This is a genomic window from Caulobacter sp. CCG-8 (assembly GCF_037402475.1).
Classification (GTDB): domain Bacteria; phylum Pseudomonadota; class Alphaproteobacteria; order Caulobacterales; family Caulobacteraceae; genus Caulobacter.
The window spans coordinates 151130-169604 of the sequence record NZ_JBBEUD010000013.1; the positions used below are offsets into that span (position 1 = coordinate 151130).

Annotated in this window: 22 protein-coding genes; 14 read left to right on the top strand and 8 right to left on the bottom strand. The window is 68.9% G+C overall.

The genetic code is table 11. The annotated features are described in order from the left end of the window. The first annotated feature begins 154 nt into the window (after window positions 1–154). The gene (locus tag WAE60_RS14580; protein ID WP_051695025.1) at window positions 155–2125 is read left to right on the top strand and encodes an alpha/beta fold hydrolase; all 1971 of its coding nucleotides are present in this window, start codon (window positions 155–157) and stop codon (window positions 2123–2125) included. 70 nt (window positions 2126–2195) lie between these two features. Here the strand turns inward: WAE60_RS14580 and cdd are convergent, their stop codons facing one another. Further along, on the bottom strand, window positions 2196–2639 hold the full coding sequence (gene cdd, locus WAE60_RS14585; protein ID WP_337687265.1) for a cytidine deaminase: 444 nt from the start codon (window positions 2637–2639) through the stop codon (window positions 2196–2198). 104 nt (window positions 2640–2743) lie between these two features. Beyond that, the gene (locus WAE60_RS14590; protein WP_029907124.1) at window positions 2744–3016 is read right to left on the bottom strand and encodes a BolA family protein; all 273 of its coding nucleotides are present in this window, start codon (window positions 3014–3016) and stop codon (window positions 2744–2746) included. Window positions 3017–3075: 59 nt separating this feature from the next. Here WAE60_RS14590 and WAE60_RS14595 point away from each other — a divergent pair, with 59 nt between their 5' ends. Then, window positions 3076–3726: a J domain-containing protein gene (locus tag WAE60_RS14595; protein ID WP_029907123.1), complete on the top strand. Its 651-nt coding sequence runs from the start codon at window positions 3076–3078 to the stop codon at window positions 3724–3726. A 13-nt stretch (window positions 3727–3739) separates the two neighbouring features. On the opposite strand, the gene WAE60_RS14600 is transcribed toward WAE60_RS14595, so the two are convergent. Then, window positions 3740–4594, bottom strand: a complete 855-nt coding sequence (locus tag WAE60_RS14600; RefSeq protein WP_337687266.1) for a hypothetical protein — start codon at window positions 4592–4594, stop codon at window positions 3740–3742. Between the two features lie 28 nt (window positions 4595–4622). Next, a complete protein-coding gene (locus WAE60_RS14605; RefSeq protein ID WP_029907121.1) occupies window positions 4623–5369 on the bottom strand; it encodes a phosphatase PAP2 family protein in 747 nt (248 codons plus the stop codon). Window positions 5370–5566: 197 nt separating this feature from the next. Here WAE60_RS14605 and WAE60_RS14610 point away from each other — a divergent pair, with 197 nt between their 5' ends. The 3 genes from WAE60_RS14610 (at window position 5567) to WAE60_RS14620 (ending at window position 7608) form a co-directional block, all read left to right on the top strand. Then, on the top strand, window positions 5567–5944 hold the full coding sequence (locus tag WAE60_RS14610) for an RcnB family protein (RefSeq protein ID WP_029907120.1): 378 nt from the start codon (window positions 5567–5569) through the stop codon (window positions 5942–5944). A gap of 150 nt (window positions 5945–6094) precedes the next feature. Next, window positions 6095–7102, top strand: a complete 1008-nt coding sequence (gene cobS / locus WAE60_RS14615) for a cobaltochelatase subunit CobS (protein ID WP_337687269.1) — start codon at window positions 6095–6097, stop codon at window positions 7100–7102. A gap of 257 nt (window positions 7103–7359) precedes the next feature. Further along, complete coding sequence (locus WAE60_RS14620; protein ID WP_029907118.1) at window positions 7360–7608, top strand: DUF2188 domain-containing protein; 249 nt, start codon at window positions 7360–7362, stop codon at window positions 7606–7608. Between the two features lie 3 nt (window positions 7609–7611). Here the strand turns inward: WAE60_RS14620 and WAE60_RS14625 are convergent, their stop codons facing one another. Beyond that, on the bottom strand, window positions 7612–7806 hold the full coding sequence (locus WAE60_RS14625; RefSeq protein ID WP_029907117.1) for a hypothetical protein: 195 nt from the start codon (window positions 7804–7806) through the stop codon (window positions 7612–7614). A 970-nt stretch (window positions 7807–8776) separates the two neighbouring features. Between WAE60_RS14625 and ychF the strand changes: the two genes are divergently transcribed. The 7 genes from ychF (at window position 8777) to WAE60_RS14660 (ending at window position 14066) form a co-directional block, all read left to right on the top strand. Next, a complete protein-coding gene (gene ychF / locus WAE60_RS14630) occupies window positions 8777–9877 on the top strand; it encodes a redox-regulated ATPase YchF (protein WP_029912190.1) in 1101 nt (366 codons plus the stop codon). Between the two features lie 23 nt (window positions 9878–9900). Beyond that, window positions 9901–10641 (top strand): hypothetical protein, encoded by a 741-nt coding sequence (locus WAE60_RS14635; protein WP_337687272.1) that lies wholly within the window; start codon window positions 9901–9903, stop codon window positions 10639–10641. 13 nt (window positions 10642–10654) lie between these two features. Next, window positions 10655–11335, top strand: coding sequence for a dienelactone hydrolase family protein (locus WAE60_RS14640; protein ID WP_337687273.1), 681 nt, complete (start codon window positions 10655–10657; stop codon window positions 11333–11335). Window positions 11336–11407: 72 nt separating this feature from the next. Further along, window positions 11408–12100 carry a hypothetical protein gene (locus WAE60_RS14645; RefSeq protein WP_337687275.1) on the top strand — a complete coding sequence of 231 codons (693 nt, stop codon included), beginning with the start codon at window positions 11408–11410 and terminating at the stop codon, window positions 12098–12100. After that, a complete protein-coding gene (locus WAE60_RS14650) occupies window positions 12101–12787 on the top strand; it encodes a dienelactone hydrolase family protein (RefSeq protein WP_337687277.1) in 687 nt (228 codons plus the stop codon). Continuing rightward, a complete protein-coding gene (locus tag WAE60_RS14655; RefSeq protein ID WP_337687279.1) occupies window positions 12784–13233 on the top strand; it encodes a hypothetical protein in 450 nt (149 codons plus the stop codon). Before WAE60_RS14650 ends, WAE60_RS14655 begins: the two co-directional genes overlap by 4 nt. Window positions 13234–13286: 53 nt before the next feature. Beyond that, a complete protein-coding gene (locus WAE60_RS14660; protein WP_337687281.1) occupies window positions 13287–14066 on the top strand; it encodes a hypothetical protein in 780 nt (259 codons plus the stop codon). Between the two features lie 67 nt (window positions 14067–14133). Here WAE60_RS14660 and WAE60_RS14665 read toward each other — a convergent pair whose 3' ends face one another. The 3 genes from WAE60_RS14665 to petA are packed head-to-tail and all read right to left on the bottom strand — an operon-like array spanning window position 14134 to window position 16870. Further along, entirely contained in the window at window positions 14134–14988 is an 855-nt protein-coding gene (locus tag WAE60_RS14665; protein WP_029912169.1) for a cytochrome c1, read from the bottom strand. Window positions 14989–14993: 5 nt separating this feature from the next. Further along, window positions 14994–16313, bottom strand: coding sequence for a cytochrome b N-terminal domain-containing protein (locus tag WAE60_RS14670; protein ID WP_029912166.1), 1320 nt, complete (start codon window positions 16311–16313; stop codon window positions 14994–14996). Between the two features lie 5 nt (window positions 16314–16318). Continuing rightward, on the bottom strand, window positions 16319–16870 hold the full coding sequence (gene petA, locus WAE60_RS14675) for a ubiquinol-cytochrome c reductase iron-sulfur subunit (RefSeq protein ID WP_029912163.1): 552 nt from the start codon (window positions 16868–16870) through the stop codon (window positions 16319–16321). A 204-nt stretch (window positions 16871–17074) separates the two neighbouring features. Here petA and WAE60_RS14680 point away from each other — a divergent pair, with 204 nt between their 5' ends. Beyond that, entirely contained in the window at window positions 17075–17536 is a 462-nt protein-coding gene (locus tag WAE60_RS14680) for a tRNA (cytidine(34)-2'-O)-methyltransferase (protein WP_337687283.1), read from the top strand. Between the two features lie 55 nt (window positions 17537–17591). Continuing rightward, on the top strand, window positions 17592–18464 hold the full coding sequence (gene hemF, locus WAE60_RS14685; protein WP_337687285.1) for an oxygen-dependent coproporphyrinogen oxidase: 873 nt from the start codon (window positions 17592–17594) through the stop codon (window positions 18462–18464). Window positions 18465–18475 lie beyond the last annotated feature (11 nt).

Here is an 18475-nt window from a genome sequence, read left to right on the forward strand (position 1 = left end):
GGTCGCCGCGCGTGTCGGGGAAGGGACCGACGCGAAGTAAGACCACGCTTACAAAACGGAATCTTTTTCCAATCCGAGGACTTTGGGCAGCAACATGCGTTCATACAATTTAGGATTGCTCGTCGGCGCCGCATTCTGTCTGGCGACGGCGCCCTTGGCGGTTCAGGCCCAGGCGCCGGCCGCGCCGCCGGTCGCCAAGGACTTCGCCCGCTACGCCCAGATCGACAACGTCAGCATCTCGCCGGACGGCCAGCACATCGCCGGCCTGGTCTCGCAGGACGGCGAGAACAAGGTCATCGCCATCTGGGAGACCGCCAATCCCGACAAGGCCCCGACCATCCTGGGTTCGGCCAAGATGCAGCTGATGGGGATGAACTTCGTCAAGAACGACCGCCTGGCGGTCCTGGCCCAGCAGACCTGGACCTACGGCGCGACCAAGACCCACCTGCAGAAGCTCTACATCACCGACCTGAAGGGCTCGGACTGGAAGCCGGCCCTGCCCGAGAACCGGGGCAAGACCGAGGACGAGCAGTTCGCCCAGGCCGTCAGCAACCCCTCGATCCTGAGCCGGATGCCCAACGATCCGCGCCACATCCTGGTGCTGAACACCAACTTCACCGGCTCGGGCGACGTCTACAAGGTCGACCTGTACGACGGCTCGGCCGACCGGGTGACCCGGGGCTCCGACCACTTCGGCGGCCTGCAGGCCGACCACAAGGGCGAGCTGCGCGCCCGCCAGAAGGTCGATTTCGACGCCGGCAAGGTCTATATCGGCCAGCAGATCCGCGATCCGAAGACCGGCGAATGGGTGGAGCACTGGCGCTCCTACGCCAAGGACCGCAACCTGATGACCGTGGTCGGCTTCAGCGACGACCCCAACATCATCTATGTCAACGTCCGCCAGGGCGACGCCGACAAGACCGGTATCTACGAGTACGACATCGCGCAGAAGAAGATCACGGAGCCGGCCTTCGAGATCAAACTGTTCGACGCGGGCGGTCCGATCCTCGACGACGACGGCAAGCTGCTGGGCTTCGACTACGAGGCCGAGACCGCTCGCAACTACTGGGTCGACCCCACCCTGGCGGGCGTCGCCAAGAACCTGCCGTCCGCTCTCGGGGTCAAGACCGTCAGCCTGGCCTGGACCGATCCCGGCGGCGCGCCCACCGCCAAGTTCAGCTATCCCGACGGCGCGGGCGCCGAGATCGCCGACTGGTCCAAGGACAAGAAGTACGTCCTGATCCGCAAGTCGGGCCCGAACCTGCCGCCGGAATACTACCTGCTGACCGACGGGACCAAGCTGACCCTGCTGGGCAAGTCGCGCCCGCAGCTGGCCGCCGCCAAGCTGGGCGAGTCTCGGCTGGTGGAATACAAGGCCCGCGACGGCCTGATGATCCCGGCCTTCCTGCACACCCCGCCCAAGGACGTCTACGGCGAGGGCCCCTACCCCGCCATCGTCCTGCCGCACGGCGGCCCCTCGGCCCGCGACCATCTGGACTGGGACGTCTCGGGCTGGACCAAGTACTTCACCGCCCGGGGCTATGTGGTGATCCAGCCCCAGTTCCGCGGGTCGGAAGGCTGGGGCTCCAAGCTGGCCCGGGCCGGCGACGCCCAGTGGGGCAAGACCATGCAGGACGACAACGACGACGCGGCCAAGTACCTGATCGACCAGAAGCTGGCCGCGCCCGACCGCATCGCCCTGTTCGGCTACTCCTACGGCGGCTACGCGGCCTACGCCGCCGCCATCCGTCCCAACGGCCTCTACCAGTGCTCGGTGGCCGGGGCGGGCGTGGCCGAGATCAAGCGCTTCCAGGGCGAGACCTTCAACGACCGCTTCCTGCGGGAATACCAGCGCCCGACCATCGACGGCATGGACCCGATGCCCAACGCCAAGAACGTCTCGATCCCGATCTTCATCTATCACGGCGATCGCGACCAGACGGTCGAGGTCGAGGAATCCCGCCGCTTCGTCGGGGCCCTGAAGGCGGCCGGCAAGACCTACAAGTACCTCGAGATCAAGGACATGGGTCACCAGTACAACTTCATGACCCCGGCCATGCTGGAGACCCAGCTGACCGAGATCGAGAACTACCTGAAGACCGACTGCGGCCCCGGCGGCCTCTGACCGGTTTCCGGAACCTCGGGAAGGGCGGCCTGCGGGCCGCCCTTTTTTCGTTGCCGCTAGTCCAGATTCCTCAATCCAGGTCCCTGGGGCCGAACGAGTCGGGCAGCAGGCTCCAGAACGGCGTGCGGCGCGTGGCCTTGCCGCCCTGGACCGAGACGATCTCGCAGGTGTCGGCGGCGAATTCGGCGATGCGCTGGCGGCAGGCGCCGCAGGGCTGGACCACGGCGTCGGAGCCGGCGGCGATCAGCACCTTGGCGATCTTGCGCCCGCCCGCCGTGACCATCGCCCCGATCGCCGTCTGCTCGGCGCAGGTGCCCGACGGATAGGCGGCGTTCTCGACATTGACCCCCAGGTGGGCGCGGCCGTCGGCGTCGATCACCGCGGCGGCGACCGTGAAGTTCGAATAGCGGGCGTAGGACCGCGCCAGCAGGGCCGGCAGGGCGGAGGCCAGGGCGGCCTCGCTGTCCTCGTCCAGGAAGATGGGGATCGGGGTGGTGGTGTCGGTTGCGCTCATGCCGGCCTCGTCGCCGGCGGAAACCGCGTCTTTGCGGGATCGCGCCGGGCGCAGAGGCAATCAGTCGCGGGCCGCCCTGGCAAGTCCGTTTTCACGCCAAAGGGTCAAGCTTCGCCCGGCGCCTTGGCGACGATCGACAGGGCGTGCACGGGGCCCGCCATCTCCTCGGCCAGGGCCTGGAAGATCAGGCGCTGGCGCTGCACGCGGGCCTTGCCCGCAAAGGCCTCGGCCTCGATCAGCAGGTTGAAGTGGCTCTCCCCGCCCTCGCGATGTCCGGCATGGCCCTGATGGCGGTGGCTGTCGTCGACGACCTCCAGCCTCGTCGGCGAAAACGCGCGGTTCAGTTTGGCGGCGATGGTGTCTGCGACGGCGCCCATGGCGGCTTCCTTGCTTGTCAATCCTTGAACGCAAATAGCTGCGGCTTACTCTAAGCGCCATGAGCGCCGACTTCGAATATCGCCCCAAGTTTTTCGACATCCGTGTCCGCCCCCCGAAATCGCCGGAGGAAGCGGCGCGGGAGAACGACGTCTACGCCCTGAAACCGGGCGAAGTGCGCTGCGATCACCCCGAATGCCGCTCGGCCGCCACGGCCAAGGCGCCCAAGTCGCGCGACCTGCCGGGGGTCTACTACAATTTCTGCCAGCGCCACGCGGCCGAGTACAACAAGAACTGGAACTTCTACGCCGGCATGAGCGAGGGCCAGATCCGCGCCCAGCAGGAGCAGGAGAAGATGACCGGCGGCCGGCCGACCTGGTCGATGAAGGCCGACTCGCGCTCGCGCGAGGCCGCCGCCGCCGCCGCCCGCGACGCCCGTCACCTGAACGATCCGTTCGGCCTGTTCCGCGCCCAGCAGCGCAAGGCCGAATCGGCCGCCGCCGGCCGCCAGCTGGGCAAGCTGGAACGCCAGGCCCTGGCCGACCTCGACCTGGAGGCCGGCGCCGACGGCGCGGCGATCCGCGCCCGCTACAAGGACCTGCTCAAGCGCTGCCACCCGGACATGAACGGCGGCGACCGCAGCGCCGAGCACAAGCTCCAGCGGGTGATCAAGGCCTACAAGACCCTGCAGAAGTCCGGGCTGGCGAAGTAGCGGCCTTCTCCGCTCAAAGCAGCCGGTAGCCCTTCTCGACCTCGTAGGCGACGTCGGCGGGGTGCTCGTTCAGGATCAGCGGCACGTCGAGGCCGACCAGAGGCCGGCTCGGCCGGGCCAGGGGCTGGCGCGTCTTGGCGTCCAGCTCGGCGCGAGGCTCGATCCGCCACCCGACCTCGCCCGCGACCAGGTCGGCCGCCACCAGCCGCTCGCCCTTCGCCGGGTCGGACTCGGCGCAGGTCACGGCCAGCCGTCCGTTGTCCTTCCACGCCCCCGCCCGGCAGGCGGCGATGTCGCTGGCCGCCGCCAGCCGCAGGCCGCGCGGGCCGGCTTCGAAGACGCTCACGCCGCCGCCGCTGTCCGGATCCTCATTGGCGATCACCAGCCAGCGGCCGTCCGGAGAGGCCGAGGGGTCGCCCAAGGCGCTGACCAGTCCGCCGGCGGCGTCGACCAGATAGGCCATCTCCTCGCCCTCGCCGTGGAAGAAGGTCAGCCACGGATAGTCGCGCCCGCCCAGGCGCCAGACGCCCCGGAAGCGCCAGCGGGCGCACTGGTCGAAGCCGTCGCAATAGCCGGTGTCGGTGAAGCTGGCGACGTCGCGGCCGCCGACATGGACGACCAGGACGTCGCCCTGCCGCCGCGCGACGCCCGGCCAGCGGGAAAACGGCGCCGTCTCCTGGTCGCGCTCGAAGGCGAGATTCTGCTGGCGGTCGGCCTCGATCTCGGCGGGGGTCATGGCGTTGGGGTCGATCGCGGCCGCTGGGGCCGGACGAGCCGGGACCGGCGCCGGCGCGTCCGGCGCCCCGCAGGCCGCCAGGGTCGCGGCGACGACCAGGACGACACCGCCCGCGAAACCCGCTTTCCGCATCACCCGCCCCCTCGCAACCCCAGGGAGACTATCGACCTTCGCGACCCGGGTCGAGCCGCCGCCCCGTCCTGCGTTCCCACCACCACGCCGCCACCCAGCAGGCCATGGCCCAGGCCGCGCCCAGGCTCCAGCCGGCCAGGACGTCGCTGGTCCAGTGGACGCCCAGATAGATCCGCGACGCCCCGACCAGCAGGCTCAGCAGCACCGCCGCGCCCAGGGCCAGGGCCTTGACCCGCTTGAGGGTGGCGAACCGCGCCGCCAGGGCGCCCAGGGTCAGGAACACCACGGCCGACAGCATGGCGTGGCCGGAGGGGAAGCTGGGATTGGCCGCCTCGACCGCGCGATAGACAATGTCCGGCCGCTCGCGCCCGAACAGCTGCTTGAGGCCCTGGCTGATCGCCACCCCGCCGCCGGCCCCGACCAGCACCACCAGGGCCTCGCTCCAGCGCCTGAGGCTGAGCATCAGGGCCAGGGCCAGGGTCACGACCAGGGTCAGCACGGTGATCGAGCCCAGGGCGGTCACGTCGGCGGCGGCCACGTGCAGCCATTTGGGCCCGACCAGGCTGTTGGGATCGCCCGGCAGCCGCAGGGCCTTGAGCACGGCCAGGTCGAAGGCGGCGGTGTCGCCCTCGGCCACGTCCTCGGACAGGTCCAGGAAGGCCAGGGCGCCGCCCGCCAGCACCAGCAGGGCGGCCACGGCGCCGAGCTCGCCGCGCGCCGCCGCGAGCAGTCGCGGCAAATCCCGGCGAGGTCGAAAGGCTGGAAAACGCATCATGTGCAAGTGAACGCACAAAACTGGATTTCGCGCCCTCCAGTATTCTAGGCGATCATCGAAATGTTTCGTCCTCGAAACATGATGAACCATTCCTGACCAGCGCCGTTCATCCCCGGTCCAAACCACTCTCGCTAGTGTCGGACTATCGAAGAGGTTCGGCAGTGTCGGACTGCCACGCAACAGGAAAGGACCTCGTTATGAAGCGTCTGATCATCACCACCCTGGCCGCCACCCTGCTGGCCGGGACCGCCCTGTCGGGGACGGCCATGGCCGCGGGCCAACGTTACGACGACCATCGCTACGACCAGCGTCACGACAGCCGCTACGACCGTCACGACGATCGCCGCGACCATCGCTACGACCGCCGCGACGAGCGCCGCGACTACCGTCGCTGGCAGCGCGGCCAGCGCCTGGACGCCCGCTATCGCGGCAACGGCTACTATGTGAGCGACTATCGCCGCCACGGCCTGCGCGCCCCGCCCCGCGGCTACCGCTGGCAGCGCGTGAACGACCAGTACGTCCTGGCGGCCATCGCCACCGGCCTGATCGCCTCGGTGATCATCGCCAACAACTAGGCCCTTCTCGAAGAGCCTTCCAAGACCTGTAGCGAGCGCCCCGGACGGTCCAACCGTCCGGGGCGTTTGCGTTCGCGTGGTGTTTTTTCCATGCAGGACTGGCCTTCGCCCTTCCCTCCCCCCACGTCAAAGCGGTAAGCGAAAAGCATCATGCCCGACCTGACCGACAGCCACGCCGCCGATCCCCTGATCACCCTGGCCCCCGACAAGTGGGTGACGCTCCGCGACGCGTTCGGCGTCGACAGCGACATGAAGGTGCCCGCCTTCAGCCACAAGGACAGCCACGTCCCGGACATCGACACCGCCTACCGGTTCGACCCGCAGACGACCAAGGCCATCTGCGCCGGTTTCGCCAACGACCGCCGGGTGATGGTCCAGGGCTATCACGGCACCGGCAAGTCGACGCACATCGAGCAGATCGCCGCCCGGCTGAACTGGCCGCTGGTGCGGGTGAACCTCGACAGCCACGTGTCGCGGATCGACCTGGTCGGCAAGGACGCCATCGTCCTGAAGGACGGCAAGCAGGTCACCGAATTCCGCGAAGGCATTCTTCCGTGGGCCCTGCAGCGCCCGATCGCCCTGGTGTTCGACGAATACGACGCCGGCCGCCCGGACGTGATGTTCGTCATCCAGCGCGTGCTGGAGGCCGGCGGCAAGCTGACCCTGCTGGACCAGAACCGCGTCATCCGCGCCAACCCGTACTTCCGCCTGTTCTCGACGACCAACACCATCGGTCTGGGCGACACCACGGGCCTCTATCACGGCACCCAGCAGATCAACCAAGGCCAGATGGACCGCTGGTCGATCGTCACCACGCTGAACTACCTCGACCACGACGTCGAGGCCGGCATCGTCCTGGCCAAGAACCCGTCCTACGACACGCCGGACGGCAAGCGCGCGATCGCCGCCATGGTCCGCGTGGCCGACATGACCCGCAACGCCTTCATGAACGGCGACATCTCGACCGTCATGAGCCCGCGCACGGTGATCACCTGGGCCCAGAACGCCGAGATCTTCGACAAGGACGTCGGCCTGGCCTTCCGCCTGACCTTCCTGAACAAGTGCGACGAGCTGGAGCGGCCGACCGTGGCGGAGTTCTTCCAGCGCGCGTTCGGGACCGACCTGCCCGAGAGCGCGGCGCGGGTGAAGGTGGCTTAGGGCTGGATCTCAGCGCCAACAGCTAAGGCCGTCATCCCGGGCCTTGTGTCCGGGACCCCTCTGTCCGCCGCAGGTGCGGCGCGCCAATGCGCTCCACATGCGAGCTGAACCAGGGTTCCCGGGCACAAGGCCCGGGATGACGAGCGCGTGAGGGCGTGCGGGAGAAGGATCACAGCCGCTCCATTCAAGACTTCCCGCTTGGAACCGTGGCCATCGAGGCGCAGTTTCAAAAACGAGCCTTTCAACGGAGCCGTCCCATGACCGACATCACCTACCTCATCGTCGAGCACGACGGCGGCTGGGCCTACAAGGTGGGCGACGTGTTCTCCGAGACCTTCAAGACCCACGACGCGGCCCTGCACGCGGCCCAGCGCGCGGCCGGCGAGCAGCGGATCGCGGGCGAGGACACCGGCATCTCCTACGAGGATGAGCGCGGCCGCTGGCGCGACGAGCTGTCGGCCGGCGACGACCGTCCGACCACCCACGTGGTCGACGGCAAGAAATAGGCCTCAGGCGGGGTCGCGCCCCACCTCGAACAGGCGGACGACGCCGTCCCAGACCTCGATCCGCGCGCAGCTGCGGTGCTCGGCCAGCAGTTCGCGCGCATGGACCGCCGGGTCCTCGCCGTTCTCGAAGACGCGGACGTCGAGGAACGGCGAGCGGCCGTCCGCCGTCAAGGCCACGAAGGTGTAGGTCTGCCCCAAGTCGCCAGCCCCTCGGCGCGCTCCTGATCCGAGCCCAGGCTAGGCAGGTTCCGCGCCCCGCGTCCGTCGGACGGCCGACAGAGCGATACCCCCTCTCCCAGAGGGAGAGGGAGGGGGCCCGCGCCGAAGGCGTGGGAGGGTGAGGGGTTACATCCCGTCAGGTTTGGCTGCCGCCGCATTGCCGGCGCGCCGGCGGGCGCCGTAACCCCTCACCCTACCCTCTCCCTATGGGAGAGGGTTCCGAGTGGGCGACTTATGCTCGGCGGATAGCGGATGAAGTTCAGCGTTTTCAACGCCCTGAACTTTCTCGACCCGATTTGGTCCTCACCCTCCAGACCGCCCGTATCCTTTACCCACCTCGACGCGGGAAAGGGCGCATGGCCAGCGACCGATGCGGCGGCGGGGGGCGATCGAGCGGGAAGCTCCTTCGGCGGTCCGAAAGGATCAAACTCCATCCATCTGGTGCCGGCTGGGCTCGGAACACGGATACAGCGTTGGATGGGGGCCGATTGAGCAGCAGGCGGGCTGTGACAGGCTCGCGGTCCGGGACCGGGTGTCGTTGACCTGGCCCGTCCGTCGGAGGCTTCAAGGCGGCGAGGTTCTAAGAGAACTCAGCGCCGTCGCGCTTCCGGATAACGACCGCGCGGAGCGAACGGGCTTCGTCGAAACGGTATTCTCTAACTTCTTCCGGACGATGTCCGGCGCTCCGCAGCCCTTTCCATACCTTCAGCGAGAGATCGCGTGAGGCGAAAAAGCCGTGGCTCACTCCCTTGCCCCCACCTGGCGGCTTCGCCGCCTGTCCGCCCCCGTAGGGGGCGGAGCCTTCGCACCAGCGCTCTTCCCCCTGCGGGGGAAGACGACCGCGAAGCGGTCCGTAGGGGGCAAGTGTTCGCGGGCGCGGCTTGCACCAAACAGGACTTCCCCGCCGATCCATGCTAAGCGCGCGCCAACGAAATCCACCGAGAGTTCCATGGCCCTTAAAGTCGCCATCGTCGGCCTGCCCAATGTCGGCAAGTCCACCCTGTTCAACGCGCTGACGCAGACCGCCGCCGCCCAGGCCGCGAACTATCCCTTCTGCACGATCGAGCCCAACACCGGCGACGTGGCCGTGCCCGAGCCGCGCCTGGACGCCCTGGCCAAGATCGCCGGCTCCAAGGAGATCATCCCGGCCCGGATCACCTTCGTCGACATCGCCGGCCTGGTGCGCGGCGCGTCGAAGGGCGAGGGCCTGGGCAACCAGTTCCTGGCCAACATCCGCGACTGCGACGCCGTGGCCTTCGTGGCCCGCTGCTTCGAGGACGACGACATCACCCACGTCGAGGGCCGCATCGACCCGCTCAGCGATCTCGAGATCATCGAGATGGAGCTGATGCTGGCCGACCTGGAGAGCCTGGAAAAGCGCCTGCCGGCCATCGAGAAGAAGGCCAAGTCCGGCGGCGACAAGGACGCCGCCAACACCCTGCGCCTGATCAACCTGGCCCTGGCCCAGCTGCGCGAGGGCCGTCCGGCCCGCGCCGCCGTGGTGGACAAGGAGGACGAGAAGGCCTGGCACATGCTGCAGCTGCTGACCTCGCTGCCGGCCCTCTATGTCTGCAACGTCGAGGAAGGCAGCGCCGACAAGGGCAACAAGTACAGCGACCTGGTCGCCGAACGCGCCGCCAAGGACAACGCCAAGGCCGTCGTGATCTCGGCCCAGATCGAGAGCGAGATCGCCCTGCTGGACGCCGAGGAGCGCGCCGAGTTCCTCGAGACGCTGGGCCTGTCGGAGCCCGGCCTGAACCGTCTGATCCGCGAGGCCTACAACCTGCTGGGCCTGCAGACCTATTTCACGGTCGGCCCCAAGGAGGCCCGCGCCTGGACCATCCACGTGGGCGACACCGGCCCGCAGGCGGCCGGCGTGATCCACACCGACTTCGAGAAGGGCTACATCCGCGCCGAGACCATCGCCTATGACGACTTCGTCCGTCTGGGGGGCGAAAACGGCGCCAAGGAAGCCGGCAAGATGCGGGCCGAAGGCAAGGACTACGTCGTCAAGGACGGCGACGTGATGCACTTCCGGTTCAACGTCTAGACGGACCGGGCTGGGGGCGGCGGATGAGGATCGGGGGGATCGCGGCGGCCATGACGGCGGGGGCGGTGATCGCCTCGGCCCTTCCCGCCGCCGCCGCAATCCAGATGGGGGTGGCCAAGGTCGCCTCGACCGGCCAGCCGGTCTGGACCGCGCCGCCCGGACCGGTCGGCAAGTCCACCCTGGCGCTGGACATCAGCTGGCGGGCGACCGAGACCGCGATCCTGGACGACGGGATCAAGGGCGGCCTGCGCTATCGGACCCTCCCCGCCGGCCTGCCCCTGGTGAAGGCCGAGCTGTCCCTGAAGGACGGCGGCGCGCGCACCGTCTGGTGCGACACCCGCGTGGCCGCCGACCGGACGCTCAACTGCCTCAGCGACGAGGACGGCGACGGCAAGCTCGACGCCATCTGGATTTCGAACGGATCCCCCTTCGCGATCGGGTTCGACGGGCTCGGCCTGATCCGCGTCATGGGCAAGGTCGGCCCGGTCGGCTTCCGCCCCCAGGCGTTCGATCCCCCGATCACGGCCCACATCGGCGTGGAGCTGTGCTCCGAAGGGCGCTTCGTCGGCTGGCGGACGCGATACAGGATCAACGAGGACCCCTGGACCGACCTCGCGCCGACCTCGCCTCTCGAGCCGCGCGCCTGCCAACCCGTGGCGGACACCACCAAGCAGCCCACGATCCGCATCATGGGCTTCCCCTTCCATTTCCAGCAGACCCCGGACGGCCTGACCTTCGATGTCGGCCGGCTCAACAGCCCGTAGCAGAGTTCACCCCATGACCGACACCGTCACCCTGACCTCCGCCATCGACGGCTTCCAGTTCACCGCCGCCCACGCCCAGCCTCAGGGCGAGCGCAAGGGGGGGATCGTGGTGGTGCAGGAGATCTTCGGCCTGGACCAGTACGTCCACGCCGACGTGACGCGCTGGTCGGCCCTGGGCTTCGAGGTCCTGGCCCCGTCGATCTTCGACCGCGTGACGCCCGGCTACGTGGCCGAGCACGACCCCCAGGGCTTCCAGACCGGCGTCGCCAATGTCGGCGCGGTGGGGCTGGACGCCATGCTGTCCGACATCCAGGCCTGCATCGACGAGCTGGCCCCGCGCGGGCCGGTGTTCGCGGTCGGCTACTGCCTGGGCGGGTCTCTGGTCTGGCTGGCGGCGGGCAAGCTGAAGGGCCTGGCGGCCGGGGCGGCCTATTACGGCAGCATGATCGCCGCCAACGCCGCGCTGCCGCTGAACGCGCCGGTCGTCGTCCACCTGGGCCGCAAGGACGGCCATATCCCGGCCGACGACGTGAAGGCCAAGCTCGGTCAGGCGCACCCGGACGTGCCCGTGTTCATCTACGAGAACAGCGGCCACGGCTTCAACAACGACGGCCGCCCCGACTCCGACCTCGACGACGCCAGGCTGGCCCGCCAGCGGTCGCTGGAGCTGTTCCGGGCCCACGGCGCCGGTTAGCGTCGCCGGGGCTTGCGGCGCGGCCCAAGCCGATACAACCTAAGGCTCAGTCAAATCCGTCGGGGGTTTCCCATGCTGAAGATCGGCCGCCTGTTCGTCCTGACCGCCGCCCTGGCGGGGCTCGCTGGGGGCGCGCTCGCCCAGACGGGCCCGCCGCAGCCCGTCGCGCCTTCCGGCACCCAGCAGTACTACATGTCCGAATACAGCTCGATCAATCGCCCGACCGCCCGCCTGACGAAGCGCGAACCGGGCAATCCGATGCAGGTGCGGGCCGCCGCCAAGATCGCCGGCGACCTGCACGCGCCGTGCGAGGTGATCGACGCCGCGCCGCTGTCGACCCGCCCCAGCAGCAAGCCCGAATACGAGATCGCCTGCAAGGACGCCCTGGGCTGGATCATCAGCACGGGCGCCGACGGCAAGCCCCAGCTGAACGACTGCCTGGCCCTGGACACCGGGGCCCTGGCCGCCGGCAAGTCCTGGCCCAAGGGCATGGTCTGCGGCCTGCCCGGCAACGCCGCGCCGGTCGCCGGCCTCAAGCCCCTGGCCGCCAAGGCCTCGCCCGGTTGCGTGGTGGCCGACGGGACGTTCCTGGGCGGGGGCGGCGACCCGCCGATCCTGCGCTACGAGATCGCCTGCAAGAACGGCGGCGGCTACATCGTCGACGCCCCGGCGCCCGGCTCGACCGCGGTCCAGTCGTCGCTGACCTGCGACGAGGCCAAAAGCGCGGGGGCCGCGTGCACCCTGGCCGACAAGAAGAAGGGCTAGATGGGCGAGCGGATCACCCTGACGACGGCCGACGGCGAGCCCGTCTCGGCCTACCACGCCCCGCCCGGCGACGCGCGGCGGGGCGGGCTGGTGATCCTGCACGCCATCTGGGGGGTGACGCCGCACATCCGGGCCCTGTCCGACAGCCTGGCCGATCAGGGCTACGAGGTGATCGCGCCCAGCCTGCTGGACGCCGCGGACGCCCCCTTCCCCACCGCCGACCTCGACCCGCCGAACCTGGACCTGCGGATGACCCTGGGCCTGGCCAGCGGCTGGGGCGCTGCGGCCCTGCCCCGCGTGCAGGCGGCGATCGACGCCCTGGCGGACAAGGGCGACAAGGTCTTCGCCATGGGCTTCTGCTTCGGCGGCACGACGGCCTGGCTGGCCTCGGCCCGCTGCACCGGCCTGACGGCCGTGTCGTGCTTCTACGGCGGCGACATCGCCAGCTATGTCGACGAGCAGCCCAAGGTCCCGACCATCCTGCACTTCGGCCGCACGGACCAGATGATCCCGCTGGCCGACGTCGAGAAAATCTCCGCCGCCCATCCGGACCTTCCGGTCTGGCTGTACGACGCCGGCCACGCCTTCGTGGCGCCCAACGGCTATCACGCCGACAGCGCCAGCCTGGCCATGCTGCGCACCCTGCAGCTGTTCCAGCGGTCGGGCGGCGGCCGGGGCGAGGCATGATCGCCCTGATCCTCGCCGCCGCCGCCGTCGCTCCGGCGCCCACGGTCGACGCCTGCGCCGTGGCGGCCGCGCCGCGCGACTATGTCGGCCGCAAGTTCGCGATCCGGACGACGCTGACCATGGGTCGGCACGACTCGCTGCTGAACTATCCGTCTGACTGCGCCGCGATCCGGTATCGAACCCTGCCGGACAGCCAGGCCCGCCAGGCGCTCGAGCACATCTTGGAGGTGATGATCGGCGTGGACTACGGGCGGCGCTTCAAGACCCGGACGCCGTTGACCTTAACGTCTCTCCAAGGCCTCACCGTCAGCGCCACGGGGACGATGTTCTGCCCCTCCGCCACGGGTCGCTGCGAAATGCAGGTGACCGGCCTTGAACAGGTGGTCTACCCGGCCAACTTCCCCAAGGCGATGGTCCCGCCCGACGCGGGCTGGGCAGGCCCCTGATCGCGCTGCCGAGAGCGGTCGCCGACGGTCGAAACCTTGGCTAGGATCGACCCATGCGTCGCGCCGCCTCCCTGCTGATCCTGAGCCTGCTGGCGGCGCGGGCCGCTCCGGCCGTGGCTGGACCACGGGGGGCGGGCGAGACGGCGTGCTGGTTCGAGAACGGCGCGGTCGTCGCCCCGGCCGCGATCGGCGGCATCGCCGGCGACTACGTCATCGACCTGTCGGCGCCCCGCACCCTGCTGCACGTCGACATCGCCCAACGCGCGGGCTTCACCGACACCGCCCTGACCCTGCCGGTGCGCCTGGCGGGCCGGACCGTCGAGGCCGCGCCGATCGCGGTGCAGAGCCTGGACTATCGCGCCGTCGGCTTCTCCACGCCGATCGCCGGGGTGATCGGCGCCGACATCCTGGACCGCTACGCGGTCACCCTGGACTTCTCGCCCTGCCGCCTGCGGCTGGAGCGGCCGGGAAGCGCTTCGAGGGGGCGGAAGGGCGGCTTGCCGGTCACCGTGGTCGGCGGGGCGCCCACGGTCGTCGCGGCGGCCTCGGACGGCCTCAAGGGCGTCTCCGGCCCCTTCGCCCTGGACACGGCTTCCAACGGCGGGGTGCGGGTTCGCGGCGCCGCCGACGGACCGCGCCAGAAGCCGGCCGGAACCCTGCGGGCGCTGTCGCTGGACGGGACCCTGCGCGAGAACCTGCCGGCCGTGCGGGCCGGCGACCTGCCCGACGGCGTGGTGGGGGCGCTCGGCGTCCAGGTGCTGGCCGGCTATCGCCTGCGGCTGGACCCCGGGCCCCGGCGCCTGTGGCTGACCCCCGTCCCGGCCGACCGCTGAACGGACATAGAAAAAGGGCCCGACGTCGCCGCCGGGCCCTGATGTCTCAAGCCTTGGAACAGGCCGCTCAGTGCGACTCGTTCTTCCAGACCTGGCGGTAGCTCGCATAGAGCAGGCCCGCGAAGATCAGCAGGTAGATCAGCACCACGAAGCCGGTCTGCTTGCGCTCTTCCAGCTTGGGCTCGGCGGCCCACATCAGGAACGCCGCGACGTCCTTGGCTTCCTGGTCGAGCGTGGCCTTGGTGCCGTCGTCGAAGGTCACCTGGTCGGCCTTGATCGGCGGGGCCATGGCGATGAAGCCGCCCGGAGGGACGTGCTCCTTGGGGCCCGACCAGTACGAGGACAGGTCGCCCGCCATGTACTTGTTGTAGTGCTGGGTCGGATCCATCTTCAGGCCGGGCGGCGGGGCCGCATAGCCGGTGACGATCGAGTAGATGTGGTCCGGACCCTCTTCGCGGGCCTTGGCCAGCAGCGACATGTCCGGCGGCAGGGCGCCGCCGTTGCTGGCGCGGGCCGCGGCTTCGTTCGGGAACGGCGCGGGGAAGCGGTCGGCCGGGGTGGCCGGACGCTTGATCGCGTCGCCGGTCTCGTTGTCGATGTCGGCGACCTCGTAGTCCTTGGCGATCGCCTTGACGTACGGGTTGTCGTTCGAGTTCGGGTACTTCTTGTCGTAGAACGGACCGCCCTTGTCGCCCAGGTTGCGGAACGCGACCAGGTTCATCGAGTGGCAGGCCGAGCAGACCTCCCGATAGACCTTGTAGCCACGCTGCAGCTGGGCCTGGTCGAACTTGCCGAACGGACCGTCGAAGGACCACTCGACCTTCTTGGCCGGCAGGGCGCCGTGGGCGGCCAGGGCCGGACCGGCGACGCCGGCCGCCAGGAAACCCGCGACCGCTGCGATGACGGAGAGTTTGCGCAGCATCGGGATCAGCCCTTCATTTCAGGCGCGGCGGTCGCTTCGGCCGGCGCGGCGGCCGGGTGCGACAGGGCGGGAGAGGCGATGGAATCCGGCACCGGCAGGGTCTTTTCGGTCAGGCCCAGCATCGGCAGGATCACCAGGAAGAAAGCGAAGTAGTACAGGGCGGCCACGCGGCTGAGCCAGACGAAGCTGTTCAGGTCCGAAGCCATCAGCTGGAAGGTGGTGACGCCCGGGATGACCTGATCGTCCGGCAGCTTGGCGCCGCAGACGCCCAGCACGCAGCACGCCACGACGAAGATGAAGAAGTGGATCTTCGCGGTCGGGCGGTAGCGCATCGAGCGCACCTTCGAGGTGTCCAGCCACGGCAGGGCGAACAGGCAGGCGATGGCGCCGAACATGGCCAGCACGCCCATCAGCTTGTCCGGGACGGCGCGCAGGATCGCGTAGAACGGCAGGAAGTACCATTCCGGAACGATGTGCGACGGCGTCACCAGCGGGTTGGCCGGGATGTAGTTGTCGGCGTGGCCCAGGGCGTTGGGCATGAAGAAGACGAACCAGGCGAAGAGGATCAGGAAGACGCTCATCGCGAACCCGTCCTTCACCGTCGCGTACGGGGTGAAGGGCACGGTGTCGGCCTTCGACTTGGGCTCGACGCCGGTCGGGTTGTTCTGGCCCACCACGTGCAGCGCCCAGATGTGCAGGATCACGACGCCCGCGATCATGAAGGGCAGCAGGTAGTGCAGCGAGAAGAAGCGGTTCAGGGTGGGGTTGTCGACGGCGAAGCCGCCCCACAGCCAGGTGGTGATGCTTTCGCCCACGACCGGCAGGGCCCCGAACAGGTTGGTGATCACGACCGCGCCGTGGAAGGACATCTGGCCCCAGGGCAGGACGTAGCCCATGAAGGCGGTGGCCATCATCAGCAGGTAGATCACGCAGCCCAGCAGCCACAGCACTTCGCGCGGCGCCTTGTAGGAGCCGTAATAGAGGCCGCGGAGCATGTGGATGTAGACGGCGATGAAGAACATCGACGCGCCGTTGGCGTGCATGTAGCGGATCAGCCAGCCGTAGTTCACGTCGCGCATGATGTGCTCGACGCTGGCGAAGGCGTGGTCGGCGCTCGGGGTGTAGTGCATCACCAGGATGATGCCGGTGATCAGCTGCGAGGCCAGGCACAGCGACAGGATGCCGCCGAAGGTCCACCAGTAGTTCAGGTTACGCGGCGTGGGGTAGTCGACGAAGCTGTCGTAGCCCAGGCGCACGATCGGCAGACGGGCGTCGAGCCAGCGCTCGAAACCGGTCTTGGGTTCGTAGGTCGAATGTCCGCTCATCTCGCTTAACCGATCTTGACCTTGGTGTCGGACAGGAAGGCGTACTCCGGAACGATCAGGTTCTTCGGAGCCGGCCCCTTACGAATACGACCCGAGGTGTCGTAGACCGAGCCGTGGCACGGGCAGAACCAGCCGCCGTACTCGCCGCCGCCGAAGGTCGGGACGCAGCCGAGGTGGGTGCAGTTGCCGCCGACGATCAGCCACTGGGCCTTGCCCGGCTTCACGCGATCGGCGTCCTTCTGCGGATCCTTCATCGACGCGCCGTCGTCCGCGACCGCCTTGGCGATCTCGGCCTTGGTGCGGTTGCGCACGAAGAGCGGCTTGCCGCGCCATTTGACGACGACCTGCTGGCCTTCGCCGACCTTGGTCACGTCGAACTCGATCGACGCCAGGGCCCGCGTATCGGCGGAGGGGTTCATCTGGTCGATGAACGGCCACGCCAACGCGACCGCGCCGCCGGCGGCGGCCGTCATCGATGCGATGTAGATGAAATCCCGACGGCTGGGGTCTTCCCCATGCGCCGGATCAGTTTTTGCGCCCACGGCGGTGTCGGCCACCCAAGTCACCCTTCGATGCCGCCGCGCCGCCTAGACGGCCCGGCCTGGAGAAACGCCTGTCGGCGCATACTGTCTGGACCCGCGAACGGGTCTTCGCCACAACAGGCAAAAGCGGATCGTCCTATCGGACGCGCGGACGAAGTCCGCAAGCCCTTTCGATTCGCAGCAAATGCCCCTGCTGGCTCTATGGTTGGTTCGCTTAGAATGCGGCTCGCGCTTTTTCAACCCGGCATTCCTCAGAACGTGGGCGCCGCGATCCGTTTGGGCGCCTGCCTCGGGGTGGGTCTGGACGTCATCGAGCCCTGCAGTTTCCCCTTGGACGACAAGAGCTTGAAACGCGCGGCCCTGGATTACGGTCCGTTGACGCACATGATCCGCCACGCCTCGTGGCATGCATTTCTCGCCGCGCCGGAACGTCGCGAGGGCCGGTTGCTGCTGTTCACCACCAAGTCGACGGCCCCCTTCCACAAGTTCGATTTCCAGGCGGGCGACACCCTGTTGTTCGGCAACGAGAGTCGCGGAGCGCCACCTGAGGTTCACGAGGCCGCCTTCTCGCGCCTGACGATCCCCCTGCGCCCCGAAGCCCGCTCGATGAACCTGGCCACGACGGCGGCCATGGCCCTGGGCGAGGCCCTGCGGCAGACCGACGGCTTCCCGGCGGTCTAGGGCTACGCGCTGCTGCGTATTTGCGCGCGGCGCGGCGAAGGCCTAATCGGCTGACATGACCGACGCCCTGACCCTCGATGGGAAGAAAGCCGCCGCCCGCGCCTGGTTCGAAAGCCTGCGCGACCAGATCTGCGCGGAATTCGAACGGCTGGAGGACGAGGCCCCCGCCGAGCTCTACGCCGGCGAGCCCGGCCGCTTCGTCCGCAAGCCGTGGGACCGCGAGGCCGGCGGCGGCGGCGTGATGGGCATGATGCACGGGCGCCTGTTCGAGAAGGTCGGCGTCCACGTCTCGACCGTCCACGGGACCTTCACGTCCGAGATGGCCAAGACCGTCCCCGGCGCGGCCGAGGATCCACGCTTCTTCGCCACCGGCGTCAGCCTGATCGCCCACATGCGCAGCCCGCGCGTGCCGGCCGTGCACATGAACACCCGCTTCATCGCCACGACGAAGAGCTGGTTCGGCGGCGGCGGCGACCTGACGCCCCTGCTGGGCTACCAGCGCCAGCAGGACTTCCCGGACGCCATCGACTTCCACGCCGCCTACCAGCGCGCCTGCGACGCCCACGACCCGACCTGGTACGCCAAGTACAAGGCCTGGTGCGACGAGTACTTCTTCCTGCCCCACCGCAACGAACCGCGCGGCGTCGGCGGCATCTTCTACGACCACCACGACAGCGGCGGCTGGTCCAAGGACTTCGCCTTCACCCAGGACGTCGGCAAGGCGTTCCTGGAGATCTATCCCGAGCTGGTCCGCCGCCGGATGGGCGAGGCCTGGACGCCGGAAGAGCGCGAGCAGCAGCTGGTGCAGCGCGGCCGCTACGTGGAGTTCAACCTGCTCTACGACCGCGGCACGATGTTCGGCCTGAAGACCGGCGGCAACGTCGAGTCGATCCTCAGCTCGATGCCGCCCGAGGTGAAGTGGCCGTAGTTTCCCAGGTC

What these genes read in the sequence shown, in the direction of transcription:
- WAE60_RS14610 (WP_029907120.1), top strand. Translation starts at nt 5,567, where the DNA reads ATGAAGCGTCTGATCATCACCACCCTGGCCGCCACCCTGCTGGCCGGG.
- WAE60_RS14620 (WP_029907118.1), top strand. Translation starts at nt 7,360, where the DNA reads ATGACCGACATCACCTACCTCATCGTCGAGCACGACGGCGGCTGGGCC.
- WAE60_RS14655 (WP_337687279.1), top strand. Translation starts at nt 12,784, where the DNA reads ATGATCGCCCTGATCCTCGCCGCCGCCGCCGTCGCTCCGGCGCCCACG.
- WAE60_RS14590 (WP_029907124.1), bottom strand. Translation starts at nt 3,016, where the DNA reads ATGGGCGCCGTCGCAGACACCATCGCCGCCAAACTGAACCGCGCGTTT.
- WAE60_RS14605 (WP_029907121.1), bottom strand. Translation starts at nt 5,369, where the DNA reads ATGATGCGTTTTCCAGCCTTTCGACCTCGCCGGGATTTGCCGCGACTG.
- ychF (WP_029912190.1), top strand. Translation starts at nt 8,777, where the DNA reads ATGGCCCTTAAAGTCGCCATCGTCGGCCTGCCCAATGTCGGCAAGTCC.
- hemF (WP_337687285.1), top strand. Translation starts at nt 17,592, where the DNA reads ATGACCGACGCCCTGACCCTCGATGGGAAGAAAGCCGCCGCCCGCGCC.
- cdd (WP_337687265.1), bottom strand. Translation starts at nt 2,639, where the DNA reads ATGAGCGCAACCGACACCACCACCCCGATCCCCATCTTCCTGGACGAG.
- WAE60_RS14640 (WP_337687273.1), top strand. Translation starts at nt 10,655, where the DNA reads ATGACCGACACCGTCACCCTGACCTCCGCCATCGACGGCTTCCAGTTC.
- WAE60_RS14635 (WP_337687272.1), top strand. Translation starts at nt 9,901, where the DNA reads ATGAGGATCGGGGGGATCGCGGCGGCCATGACGGCGGGGGCGGTGATC.
- WAE60_RS14680 (WP_337687283.1), top strand. Translation starts at nt 17,075, where the DNA reads ATGCGGCTCGCGCTTTTTCAACCCGGCATTCCTCAGAACGTGGGCGCC.
- WAE60_RS14665 (WP_029912169.1), bottom strand. Translation starts at nt 14,988, where the DNA reads ATGCTGCGCAAACTCTCCGTCATCGCAGCGGTCGCGGGTTTCCTGGCG.
- cobS (WP_337687269.1), top strand. Translation starts at nt 6,095, where the DNA reads ATGCCCGACCTGACCGACAGCCACGCCGCCGATCCCCTGATCACCCTG.
- WAE60_RS14595 (WP_029907123.1), top strand. Translation starts at nt 3,076, where the DNA reads ATGAGCGCCGACTTCGAATATCGCCCCAAGTTTTTCGACATCCGTGTC.
- WAE60_RS14600 (WP_337687266.1), bottom strand. Translation starts at nt 4,594, where the DNA reads ATGCGGAAAGCGGGTTTCGCGGGCGGTGTCGTCCTGGTCGTCGCCGCG.
- WAE60_RS14650 (WP_337687277.1), top strand. Translation starts at nt 12,101, where the DNA reads ATGGGCGAGCGGATCACCCTGACGACGGCCGACGGCGAGCCCGTCTCG.
- WAE60_RS14660 (WP_337687281.1), top strand. Translation starts at nt 13,287, where the DNA reads ATGCGTCGCGCCGCCTCCCTGCTGATCCTGAGCCTGCTGGCGGCGCGG.
- WAE60_RS14670 (WP_029912166.1), bottom strand. Translation starts at nt 16,313, where the DNA reads ATGAGCGGACATTCGACCTACGAACCCAAGACCGGTTTCGAGCGCTGG.
- WAE60_RS14645 (WP_337687275.1), top strand. Translation starts at nt 11,408, where the DNA reads ATGCTGAAGATCGGCCGCCTGTTCGTCCTGACCGCCGCCCTGGCGGGG.